The organism is Flavobacterium sp. XN-5 (genome assembly GCF_008033395.2).
Classification (GTDB): Bacteria; Bacteroidota; Bacteroidia; order Flavobacteriales; family Flavobacteriaceae; genus Flavobacterium; species Flavobacterium hiemivividum.
On record NZ_VOGZ02000005.1, the window covers coordinates 62,199 to 74,423 of the forward strand.

Sequence of the window (12,225 nt, forward strand, 5' to 3'; positions counted from 1 at the left end):
AATGTTGACGCATTTTCCGGTTTTTTAAATATGACCTGTACTTATTATTTTTTATATCATAGGCATTACTTTTTTTAAATTAAATTTTACTTGATAACAATGATGTTTTTATTTATCTCATAATTAATAGCATAACTATCACTAAAATATTTCAAAACAGTTTCAATCGACTCATTATCAAAACGAGCATTGAAAACTTCTTTACCTAATGTATTATTTTTATTAATAAAAGTTACGCTGTAACGGCGTTCCAATTTTATGATAATGTCACTAAAGGAAGCATTTTTAAAAACCAAATTACCTTTCATCCATTCTGTATAATAATCTGTATTCACTTTCACTTTGGTAATTTTACCTTGACCATTTACAGTACTACCTTTCAAACCTGGCGATAAATACACCATTTTATCTGCTTTTTTCACTCCTTTATAAAGAGAAACTTTACCTTCTACAAGTACAACATCGGTAGCAACATCTTCGGCATAAGAACTTACATTAAATTTAGTTCCTAAAACCTCAACATTCATTTCTTGAGTATTAACAATAAAAGGGTGTGATCTATCTTTTGCCACTTCAAAATATCCTTCACCTGTTAAGTAAACCTCTCTATTACCCTTTTTATTAAATTGAGTAGGAAAACGTAATGTACTTCCAGCATTTAAATAAGCTACTGTACCATCGGACAATTCAACTTCAAAAGTCTTTCCGTAAGGAATCTTTAAGGTATTATAAATCAATTTTACATTCGACTCTAAATTCGAATACACTAATTTACTTTTGTTTTGTTTTCCAATAATCTTCCCTAAATTATCCGTCAAATTTTGAGTATTTGTAGGGTCAATAATTTGTTCTGATTCATTATCTACCTGTAAAACTATTGCATTTTCTTTTGGAACTATAACATTATTAGCCTCAGTACTGTGAGTGTTTAAGTTTTGATAAAAATAAAAACCACCTAAAACAGCAATTAAAATTGCAGCATACTTAAAATACGACTGTATTTTTCGTTTATAAAAAACATTATTGTCTTGTCTGATTTTTAACAAGAGTTTCTTTTTAGCTTCAGAAGCATCAAAGGTACTCATCATATAATCTATAGCGTAATTGGTTTTTAAAAAATCCTTAAACACTTTTTGATTATCCACATCCTCAAGCCATATAGTAAGAAGTTCCATTTCATCTTGACTGGCTTGGTTTGTGATATATTTGACGATTAATCGTTCAGACTGTTTCGCTGTCATTTTATTCTCTTTTTATATTATTACGAAGCTAAAAAACAAAACCCTAACAATTTGATAATCTATTTTTGTTTTTATTTAGTTAATCTGTTTTTTAGTGCTATTCATTATCCAATTGACTACTTAACTGATTAACTCCTCTTAACCATAATTAACATTAAAAATGACATACTATCCTACTAATAATTTTCTATTCCACAACTTAAGCTGTAATAAATCGTTCTCGCTTTAATAGTACTTTTACATTGTTATTACGAGTCAAAAAAGGAAAACCCTAACAATTTCTTAATATATTTTTATTTTTGATGCATATTCAATTATAATTTCTTTTATTTGTTTTCATGAAAAGGGAGGATTACAATGATAATGATGTCTTAATCGAATCACTCAGGAGTGGTGATGAAAAAGCATTTACTTATATGATAGATAACTATCATCATAGGCTTTGTGTATATGCAAACAGCCTGATTAAAAATGTGTATACAGCAGAGGATATTGTTCAAAATGTTTTTGTGAGAACTTGGGAACAACGAAGCCGGTTAAAGACTAATCATTCTATTAAGAGTTTCTTATATAAATCAGTATACAATGAATTTATAGATCAATACCGTAAAAATCAAACTCTTTTTACCCTAGAAAAAAACTATCATGAAGCATTAAATGCATTTGTTCTCGAAGATGATTCGGAGTCATTTGATAAAATACTTACGGTTGTAAAAAAAGAAATTCAGAATCTTCCTCCAAAATGCAAAGAAGTTTTCATTTTAAGTAAACAAGAAGGTTTGACTAATATTGAAATAGCCGAGCATCTTCACGTATCAATAAAAACGGTTGAAGCACAAATAACAAAGGCTTTTTCTATTTTACGTTCTTCTCTTGAGGAAAAATCAAAAACCTTCTTATTTTTATTATTCACAATAAAGAAAAATTTAGGATTAAATTTTTAAGGTACTATAAAGCTTGACATTAGGATTATCATAAAGACTTCAAAGTCTCTTTCCTTTACTTGCGAAGCGCAAATTATGCCTCACTTTGGAGTTGAATTATAACGTAAATAAAACTCAATATTACAGTTTATAAACAACAAAAGAACGAGTTTTTTAAAATCTCGTTCTCTGTTGTTATCACTTTGTATTTAACAGACATTTTATAAATAGTAAATTTCAAAAAATAAATAGGCACTAAGTCCTTAGGCTTCCTCTTATGAGAAAATAACTTTGATATTTAGGTCTTTTGAATTATTCTATCCAACAATAGGAACTGAATATGCTAACAAAAAATGAAGACTGAGTTAGGAAAAAACTAGCTTAACTTTATGTTAGCATATCCAAAAGCTTTATCATAAATTTTGGGGACTTGCTTCATAAGTTAAAATTAAGATTTATTTCTTAACTTTCTGTGATAGCTAAGTTAGCATGTACAGTTTCACGAATGGCACATCGTGACGTTTTTCAACTTAATCTTCCTTGTCAGATATAACTTATTTGTACAAAGATGATATAAAGACCATTAGTGACAAGCTATACTAGAGCGAAACATAATATAGGAAATAAGCACCGTATGATTAAAACAAAACTCCGTAAAAATTGAAAGTGCTATCCTATTGGTTTAAAATACAGATATTCAATTATAGTATTGATAATTAATTTGCTGATGAATTACCATTGTATAAATTATATGTATATTTACGGATAGATAATCGATTAATTACCGATTAAATACTTTTAAAATCACAATAAAAGATGTATATTTGCAAATAGATACTCGATAAAATATCGAGTATCTATTTGTAATTTTACAAAATTATCTTAATTATGGATTTCAGCAAATTATTATCTGCTTTTGAAGGACAACCAATAACCCATCAAATTTTGACCAGCCTATTGCGTCAATACAAGCGACCTAATGATAAAATTAAAGCCCTGAAAGAGAAGGGAATGATCAAATCTATAAAAAGAGGAATTTACATTCCCGGGGAAAATTCAAATATGCAAATGCCCGAAAGTAGTTTAATTGCCAATCATATTTATGGTCCAAGTTATTTATCGATGGAGACCGCCTTATCTCATTACGGCTTGATTCCAGAACGTGTATACGCAGTAACATCGATGACAATAAAACCTTCAAAAGACTTCCGGACTGCGATTGGATTATATAGCTATTCATATCTTCCACTACCATATTATGCTTTTGGAATTAAGAATGTAAAACTTCAGGAGAATCAGAGGGTAATTATGGCATCACCAGAAAAAGCACTAGCTGACAAAATAGTAACTACACCGGGGGTTATACTGAGAAGCATGAACAATGCTCAAAATTTTGTTTTCGAAAATCTAAGAATGGAACAATCTGATTTAAAAGATTTCGATATAGCTCAGATGCGTTCCTGGTTATCGGATGCACCAAAAAAAGAGAGCTTGGAAATATTAATTAAAATGATAGAGAAATTATGATAAAAGAATGGCTTGAAAGTTACACCCCTAAAAACAAAGAAGAAGCACAATCCGCACTTCGCGAAATCATGCAGGAGATTGCTCTGGCCGGACTCTACCGCTCGGGTTTTTTTGACAAAGCAGCATTTTATGGTGGTACAGCTTTGAGAATATTCCATAAACTGGATCGTTTCTCCGAAGACCTTGATTTCTCTCTGCTGCAAGTAGAACAAGAATTCTCTTTGGAAAAGTACCAGAATGCAATTGTAAATGAATTTGCAGCATTAGGTATGAATGTAAGTATTAGTGAGAAACAGAAAGTGAAGCAGAATAATATCAATTCAGCTTTCCTAAAATCGGAAACCCTGTGGCGTGAATTAAAACTGGAAACTATCATACCTCAAATTGGCCTGGACACTAAAGCTAAGGTGAAAATTAAGATAGAGGTAGATACAGAACCTCCTTTGAATTTTAAGACAGAAGAAAAACTTCTCTTACAACCTTTTGCTTTCTATGTTAAGTGCTTTACTCTTCCAGATCTCTTTGCCGGTAAGATGCATGCACTGCTATTCCGCAAATGGGGAACTAACGTAAAAGGACGTGACTGGTACGACATGGAATGGTATATAAGAAAAGGAATTAAACTTGATCTGAGTCATTTCTTAACTAGAGCACAAGATAGCGGCGACTGGAAAGAGGAAACAATTTCAGAAAAGGAATTCAGAGAATTACTAGCACAAAAAATCGACACTGTAAATATGGAATTTGTAAAGAGAGATGTAATTCGATTTATAAAAGATCCTGAACAATTGGATATATGGTCGACCACATACTTTCATGACTTAGCTTCACACTTACAAATAGAATAAATTCAAGATTGAATTTTGGCAATTTAATTCAGAAGTTCTTGTTCTTCTATTTTTATGACATACTACATCCAAAATATCAAGATTTAAATTTTCATTGTTCCATAAAGTTTAAAATTGGTACAATATAAATCCATACCTTTGCTCACGCTACTGCCAACACACTAAGAAGTATTTATATTGTTTTTGTAAGTGTAATAAATTACTTTTCAACTTTACTTCAAAAATTCACGATTTCGGTCAAGCAATTTTATTACACCCACAAAATCAAGTCCAAGAAAGAGAATGAAATTTTAAATCAGAAAAAAGTGATTCAGTTTGATTGGATATCGGTTATTTTTTCTGATTTAAAATTTCATACCCTTTCCGAAGCGCATCATCTATCTCATCAATATTTTTTTGCATTTATTTTCAAAAGAAACTTCACAGTTGAAAGGAAAATAAAAAAAGAAAGTAAAGGTAAGTCCTGGTTTCTAAAAAGTAAAATTCGAGCCTTCGGTTTTTTATAAAATCTCCACCCACTCATTTTCAAAATATTATTTGATTTTGAAATCACAATTCCGATTCAAATCACCAATTGGGTCGTATTTTATTAAAAAACTTGACTTTTTAGAAACCTTCGCTTGAGAGACGACTTTCTTTTTTTTCTTTTTTTCTTTCGAAAATTATATGGTGACGAGCGTAGCGAGAGCATCATTTTAAATCCAAAGCCAAGATTAATTTTATTGTACCCCAAAAAAAAGACACCTAACACAAGGGAAGTCGAATTTTCATCCTAAACAAAAGAATGAACAGTGGAAAACCTCAAAATCTGAAGCTCACTTACTCTTGTACCATGCAAACCCAATCACTGCAAAGTGTTTCTCATATCTGTCTTTTAAATAAGTAAGATAATAGCTTTTAAACAAAAGTTTTTTGAATGGTCATTTTCAACCAAAAGCGTTAGTCAATTTTTTCCGAAATCAGGTAATCAATTTGACCAGATTTCCCGCACCTTATAACAAAAAAAAGCAATAGGTGAAATAATTATTATTATTTTCATACTTTTGTATGACATATCAGTCGCTAACAATTAAAAATCAACTTTATGAATGATATACAATACATAAACTGGATTGCAATGAGTGATTATGCATTAGCGCAAACCATTGGTGCTTTTGTAAAACACCACCGCTTAGTTCAAAACAAAACCCAGGAAGAAGTTGCCGCCGCTGCAAATATAAGCCGTTCTACACTAAGTTTACTCGAAAAAGGAGAAGCAGTTACAATCCCTACCCTACTTCAGGTTTTACGCGTTTTAGATTTGCTTTATATCATGGACATATTCAAAATACAAGAGCAAATAAGTCCAATAGAATTAGCAAAATTGGACCAACAAAAAAGACAAAGAGCTAGAAATAGCGATAATAATACAAATAAACAAACAGACTGGTAATGATAACAACGGCTTTTGTAAAAGTTTGGAACGAAACCATCGGCGCTGTAGCGTGGAATCCGGAAACGGGTGTAGCCAGCTTTGAATTTGAACCAAAATTTTTATCCAAAAAATGGGATATTGCACCCTTAAAAATGTCCATTGCAAATGCTAACAGACGTGTGTTTTCTTTCCCGGAACTACGGGATGTGAAAACATTCAAAGGGCTTCCGGGCTTGTTGGCAGATGTACTACCTGATGATTATGGAAACCAATTAATTAACAGTTGGCTAGCCCAAAATGGTCGTCCGGAAAACAGTATGAATCCTGTAGAGTTATTATGCTTTATCGGAAACCGCGGGATGGGCGCACTAGAATTTGAACCTTCACAATTCAAAGCCAATAAAAGAGCTTTTGATATTGAAGTGGACAGCTTGGTAGCAATCTCCCAAAAAATGCTTTACAAAAGAGAAGGCTTTGAAACCAATCTAAATCAAGACGAGCAACAAGCCATGATGGATATCCTAAAAATTGGAACGTCAGCTGGTGGAGCACGTCCTAAAGCTATTATTGCCTACAACGAAAAAACGGGACAAGTCAAATCAGGGCAAACCAATGCTCCAAAAGGATTTGAGCATTGGTTAATTAAACTCGATACGGTAAGTGATGTACAGTTTGGGGAAAGCACTGGCTATGGCAGAATTGAAATGGCCTATTACTTGATGGCAAAAGCGGCGGGGATTGAAATGATGGAATGCCGGTTATACGAAGAAAATAACAGGGCACATTTCATGACAAAACGTTTTGATCGTGAAGGTGGTGAGGAGAAACACCATATCCAAACTTTATGTGCCATGCAGCACTATGATTTCAACCAAATAACAAGTTTCAGTTACGAACAGTTGTTCCAAACCATGCGTTTATTAAAACTGCCTTATCCACAAGCAGAAGAATTATACAGAAGAATGGTATTCAATGTAATAGCACGAAATTGTGACGACCATACTAAGAACTTTGCATTCCGTCTAAAAAAGGATGGTAATTGGGAACTTTCTCCTGCTTATGATATTTGTTTTGCATATCGCCCGGACAGTGATTGGGTAAGTCAGCATAACTTAAGTATTAATGGTAAGAGAACCTATATTACAAAAGAGGATTTACTTTCTGTGGCAAAATCAATGAATATAAAAAAGGCGAATACAATCATTCAACAAATTGACGATACAGTAAAAAAATGGAATGAATTCGCAGAAGAAGCCAAGGTAAAAAAGGATTTGAAGGAGCGAATCGGTAAATCACATCTAATATTATAATTAATGGACAATGTTTGCTGCCATAATATCAAAGGATTCGACTTGTTTGATGAACTTATTTTTCTGTTTTTTCTCAAACATTTTTTTGTTCTTTCATTTATTCAAGTTTTATCTAAATTCGCCTCTTTATACCGTCATAGCCTTTGAATAAAGATGTAATTTACCCTCTTAAAACAATCAATTAAAAACTTATTCCTTACCTTTACATAGTTATAAATAAAGACTCTGAAAGTCTAGTGACCCTATTGGTGACCCTGTTCTTAAAAAATATTTCGAAAGCTCAGTAAATACTGGGACTATTATAAAGGCATCGGAACATCTTTATCTTCTAATAAAAAACGATTAGCAAAAACGAACACCAAAGGATGGTTTAATACTATATTTTCTTGAAGGAATTTCCAAGGCTGGTTTTCTAATTTTGAAGCTTGAACTATTCTCATTATTTGGAAAATTTATTTGTTTAGTTTAATAAAGAAGGTGGCTCCTTGACCGATTTCACTTTCAATCCAGATTTTACCATGATACAAGTCGATTATTTTTTTTACTATTGAAAGCCCGAGTCCTGTTGATTTATCACTAGCGCCTAAAGACTGAAATATTTTAAATATTTTTTCTTGATTTTCTTTTGCGATTCCCGGTCCGTTATCTTTTATTGAAAATAGATAATGCTTTGGCAAAGACTTGCAATCTACTTCAACAATTCCGGTAGGTTTATCAATATAATTTACAGCGTTGCTGATGATGTTTTGAAACAATTGTTGGATTCTAAATCGATCGGCATTTACCATTGGTAAATTATTTTTAATAACAACTGCTGTATGCGACGGAATGTGAATAATGTTGATGATATTTTGAACGATTTCTTGGGTGTTGACGTTTTCCATTGCGACATCGGTCTTGTCAATTTTGGCGTAGGTCAGGATGCCTTCTATAAGATGATCCATTTTTTCTACTTTGTTTTCCATCATTCCCAAATACTGCAAAGTTTGAGGATTAAACTCTTTTTCATTATCTTCTTTTATCCATGTCAATAAAGAGTAAATACTACGCAAAGGCGATTTTAAATCATGCGAAACAATAGATGCGTAATCTTCGAGTTCTTCATTGCTTTTCGCCAAACTGTCCACTAGAAATTCTCGTTGTTGTTCCAATTCTTTTTTCTTAGTAATATTTTCCTCAATGGCAAAGAATTTGACCACTTCATTGTTCTTATTATACAAAGCTTGCCCTTGAATATTCACCCAGTATTTTTCGCCATTCTTAGAATAATTGATAATTTCGCAATTAAAAGGCAACCCTTTTTGAATGCAGTCTTTCATATAGCATACTGTTTCCGGATTGGTTTCAGAGCCTTGCAAGAAATGACCCGGTTTTCGTTCTATAATTTCCTCCATTGAAAAGCCCGACATGCCTAAAAAACTTGGATTAGCCCATTCGATAGTTCCTTCTTTGTCGGTGATAATTACAGCATTGATATTTTTCTCCGCAATGAGTGATAGCAAAAACAATTGTTCTTCTTGTCTTTTCTGTTCGGTAATATCAAGATGTATTCCTATTGAACCAATAACATTTCCGTAAAGATCATAATTAGGCGCTCCACTAATTAGCCAGTTGCGTTTTTCTCCTTTTTTGTTTACTGTTTTTACTTCATAAGAGTCGGCTTCTCCTTTAGTGCGAGTATCATTTTTAGATTGTATGGTCTGCAGGCTATCTTCTGGAATCAAAAATTCGGAGGCTTTCTTACCTTTTAACTCTTCAGAAGCATACCCACTCATTTCACTAAAGCTATTATTAGATAAAGTGATGACATCATTTAAGTCTACTTCAAGTAGTCCCAAATTCATATTGGCAATGATATTTTGATATTTGTTTTTTTCTATCTCAATACTTTCATCATAGCGTTTTTTAAGCGAGATATCCTCTAACATGGCGAAATATTGTTTCACATTGCCCTGCTCATCAAAAATAGGCTGTCCTTTGGTTCGTGACCAAAAATAGCTTCCATCTTTTCTACCGTGTACAAGTTCCACTTCAAAATGCTCGCCTCTATAGAAAGGAATGAGCATCTTTGAAAAATCTTTTTTGCTGGTGTGTTCACAATTTCCAATTTCTATTGGAGTTTTTCCTAAAATGAATTCCTTAGAATAACCTGTCAAATTTGTATAGGCATCATTGCACCAAAAAATGCTGCCATCGGGATTAGTAAATACTATTCCGTTTTCATTCGAACTAGCTACTAAAGATAAACGTTCTAATTCGGCTTGATTTTTCTTTTGCTCGGTGATGTCTCGTCCATAAATATTGATGTACCTTTCCTCTTTAAGACTTTTGCATAAGAAAGAATAATCTACAGTTCCACATTTGGTTTCAAAAGTATATCGTTCAGCATCAACATTTATTTCTTTAATAATGTACTTGAAAAAGGATTCGGCATTGTATTCTTTTTTTAAATGAATAAAGGAAGAAAGTTTCTCAGCAGCGGGATTTCTTTTTAACAGATTTCCGTCAAAATCTAAGCGTATTAATGGATCTGGATTTTGCATAGGAAATAAGGCAATATCATGAATTTCCTTATTAGCAAGCTTTAACTTGTTTTTTTGGTTATTAATTGTAGTTAATAATTCTTTTAATTCTTTGGAAGTATTTTCCTGATTATTAAGCACATGAAGTAAATCTAAAAGCGGATCATGCAAAGCAAAATCGTGTAAGGTTAGCTTTTTTTCGACAACTTCATTCATGGATTGAAACCAAGGCGAGCCTACAAATAATAAGGAATTATCGATTAATTCAAATTGTCCTCGAAGTGACATGCCACTTTTTTTACATGTAATAACTGTTAGTTGGTTATTACTAAGTACTAATTCATGAAAGGTTGGTTTTTCAAGATGTGGTCTGCTAATTTCAAAACAATTAGCAAAAGAAGCGGCTTTTTCAATTCCTGGACAAATTTTAGCTAAGCTTTTGCCATAACTTTTGATTGTTAATGAATCATCAATTAGAATATAAAATGGGAATAATCTATTAAAATTATCATCACTAAATTTAAATTCTAATTTTTTCATTTTACCAGTTTATTTTAAAAATTTCATGCGTACTTCCTTCATCACGAGTTTGAATTAGTTCCAAAGTTAAGGCAGTATTGAACATTTTACCCAATCCTTGAATTAAGCCACGAACAAACTCTTGCAAACCTTGTCTTTTAGAAAAATAATGCAGATGCAAACCGTTTTCGGTAACATCACTAACTTTGAATTCAGGAGGTGTTAGCTTTGGATATATGAGCATTACTCGGTTGTGGAAGTTCGGTAAATTCATTAGAAATTCTTTCAAATTAGTTCCTCCAGAATCCATTAATCCAGGATATTTTTCGGTTGTCGTTTTGACAACCCACCATTCTCCAAAAGCAATTAGTACATTACCTACACTCATTTTCATTTCTTCCGAAACAGCCACTGCTAATTTGAAAGTCACCTCATCATCATAGGGTTCACTACTAATAAAAAAATCAATATCAATACCACTTCGCTCTTTGATGGCTTCCCATTTTTCCTCACCAAAATTAGCGATCACTAAGTCTTCGATAGCTTTGTTTACAATTCCATACATAACCTTATTATTGAGGAATTAATTCATTACTACTCCAATATTCTATGATTTTCTTAATACGGTCTACATAATCCTCATACTTTAATGGCTTCAAAACATAACCAGCAATACCAATATTATAACATTCCTTAACATCTTTGTAGTTGTTGGAAGTAGTTAAAACTATTGCAGGAATGTATCTTAAATAGTCATCATTCTTTAGAATCTGCAAAAATTCAATACCATTTATTTTAGGCATATTCAAATCTAAGATAATTATATCAGGAATGATTTTTTTTTCTTTTAAAATGAGTAACGCTTCTTCACCATTATTAGCCTCAACTATTTTATGATTCATTTTTAAAGTAGTGAGCACTCTGTTGAATTTTAATAATTCGATTGTATCGTCTTCAATAAGTAATATGTTTAATGATTTTGCCATTTTTTTTTATAATTATCCAAGATCAAAACTAGGACAAAGCCTTTGAAACTTGTTTTTTTATTCGTTGGTTCAATTGTTAGTATCGCCGAATGGCAAAAAAGTATCGATGAGCTGATTTAAAAATGCTGAATAGATTTTGTAGCTATCCAGTAATCTTTAATACAATTTAGCTAGGTTCTGTTGCATCTGCCCTATAAATCCAAGAGAAATCAGGGACCCGAAAATTATGCAGCTAATTTGCAAAATGATTTGAACATACTTGTGCACCACTTCAATTCCTCCTAAGGTTCTTTTGGCGGACTCAGAACTTTTAAAACCCAATCCGTTTTGTATCCGCCATTTTATAAAACGATGATCCTGCTCAACAATATTATTGAGATATTTACATTGCCTAATCTTTATATTCGAAAATGATCGTTTGTTGTAAACGCTTATTGCGCTGATGTTAGAGCTGCTTTTGTCTGTATTTATTACCCTTGGCCGGCAATTATTATTTATTGCTTTAATTTGGAATGACTGCGCACTCATTCTTTGTCTTCTTTTGGTCAGAAGAAAAGCCAACGTATTACCCAACTTATCAACAGCCCGCTATAAGTAACACCAGATCCCTTTTACCTTTATATAAGTTTCATCCATTCGCCAGCTGACACGTACTCTGTTCTTTCTCTTTTTGATTTGTGATTCAATCAAAGGTCCAAATTTAAACACCCAACGCTGAATCGTAGCATGATCAACTGCTATTCCACGCATTTTCATTATTTCTTAAACATTAATGTAAATCAATGTAAATCTCAATTTGAAATAAACGGCCTGAAGAATAATAGCTTTGGGATAACAATGTCCTTTGGTATTCATTTAATATATTTTGAAGCTCTAAAGATAATAGTTATTAAACAGACGCGACAGAACCTAGTTGAGCAGTAGTATTAAAACCG

11 protein-coding genes and 1 pseudogene are annotated in these 12,225 nt (G+C 32.3%); 5 read left to right on the forward strand and 7 right to left on the reverse strand.

Annotation, left to right across the window (positions count from 1 at the left end):
* Nucleotides 1–86: 86 nt before the first annotated feature.
* On the reverse strand, nucleotides 87–1,241 hold the full coding sequence (locus FQU23_RS10080) for a FecR family protein (RefSeq protein WP_147673703.1): 1,155 nt from the start codon (nucleotides 1,239–1,241) through the stop codon (nucleotides 87–89).
* 338 nt (nucleotides 1,242–1,579) lie between these two features.
* Between FQU23_RS10080 and FQU23_RS10085 the strand changes: the two genes are divergently transcribed.
* The 5 genes from FQU23_RS10085 (at nucleotide 1,580) to FQU23_RS10105 (ending at nucleotide 7,263) form a co-directional block, all read left to right on the forward strand.
* Nucleotides 1,580–2,185 (forward strand): RNA polymerase sigma factor, encoded by a 606-nt coding sequence (locus FQU23_RS10085; protein WP_147673704.1) that lies wholly within the window; start codon nucleotides 1,580–1,582, stop codon nucleotides 2,183–2,185.
* A gap of 867 nt (nucleotides 2,186–3,052) precedes the next feature.
* Nucleotides 3,053–3,691: a hypothetical protein gene (locus FQU23_RS10090; protein ID WP_147673705.1), complete on the forward strand. Its 639-nt coding sequence runs from the start codon at nucleotides 3,053–3,055 to the stop codon at nucleotides 3,689–3,691.
* Nucleotides 3,688–4,539, forward strand: a complete 852-nt coding sequence (locus FQU23_RS10095) for a nucleotidyl transferase AbiEii/AbiGii toxin family protein (protein ID WP_147673706.1) — start codon at nucleotides 3,688–3,690, stop codon at nucleotides 4,537–4,539. The genes FQU23_RS10090 and FQU23_RS10095 overlap by 4 nt, the downstream gene beginning before the upstream one ends.
* Before the next feature lie 1,084 nt (nucleotides 4,540–5,623).
* The gene (locus FQU23_RS10100) at nucleotides 5,624–5,971 is read left to right on the forward strand and encodes a helix-turn-helix domain-containing protein (RefSeq protein WP_147673707.1); all 348 of its coding nucleotides are present in this window, start codon (nucleotides 5,624–5,626) and stop codon (nucleotides 5,969–5,971) included.
* The gene (locus FQU23_RS10105) at nucleotides 5,971–7,263 is read left to right on the forward strand and encodes a type II toxin-antitoxin system HipA family toxin (protein WP_147673708.1); all 1,293 of its coding nucleotides are present in this window, start codon (nucleotides 5,971–5,973) and stop codon (nucleotides 7,261–7,263) included. The genes FQU23_RS10100 and FQU23_RS10105 overlap by 1 nt, the downstream gene beginning before the upstream one ends.
* A 299-nt stretch (nucleotides 7,264–7,562) precedes the next feature.
* Here FQU23_RS10105 and FQU23_RS10110 read toward each other — a convergent pair whose 3' ends face one another.
* The 6 genes and pseudogenes from FQU23_RS10110 to FQU23_RS10135 all read right to left on the reverse strand — a co-directional run bounded on the left by FQU23_RS10110 (nucleotide 7,563) and on the right by FQU23_RS10135 (nucleotide 12,040).
* The gene (locus FQU23_RS10110) at nucleotides 7,563–7,703 is read right to left on the reverse strand and encodes a hypothetical protein (RefSeq protein WP_209282339.1); all 141 of its coding nucleotides are present in this window, start codon (nucleotides 7,701–7,703) and stop codon (nucleotides 7,563–7,565) included.
* A gap of 12 nt (nucleotides 7,704–7,715) precedes the next feature.
* Entirely contained in the window at nucleotides 7,716–10,325 is a 2,610-nt protein-coding gene (locus tag FQU23_RS10115; protein ID WP_147673709.1) for a PAS domain S-box protein, read from the reverse strand.
* Between the two features lies 1 nt (nucleotide 10,326).
* Nucleotides 10,327–10,869, reverse strand: coding sequence for a heme NO-binding domain-containing protein (locus FQU23_RS10120; RefSeq protein WP_147673710.1), 543 nt, complete (start codon nucleotides 10,867–10,869; stop codon nucleotides 10,327–10,329).
* 7 nt (nucleotides 10,870–10,876) lie between these two features.
* Entirely contained in the window at nucleotides 10,877–11,290 is a 414-nt protein-coding gene (locus tag FQU23_RS10125) for a response regulator (protein WP_147673711.1), read from the reverse strand.
* 156 nt (nucleotides 11,291–11,446) lie between these two features.
* Nucleotides 11,447–11,866: pseudogene (locus FQU23_RS16405) on the reverse strand (DDE-type integrase/transposase/recombinase); the annotation flags it as partial.
* A gap of 12 nt (nucleotides 11,867–11,878) precedes the next feature.
* Complete coding sequence (locus FQU23_RS10135; RefSeq protein ID WP_147673713.1) at nucleotides 11,879–12,040, reverse strand: IS6 family transposase; 162 nt, start codon at nucleotides 12,038–12,040, stop codon at nucleotides 11,879–11,881.
* Nucleotides 12,041–12,225 lie beyond the last annotated feature (185 nt).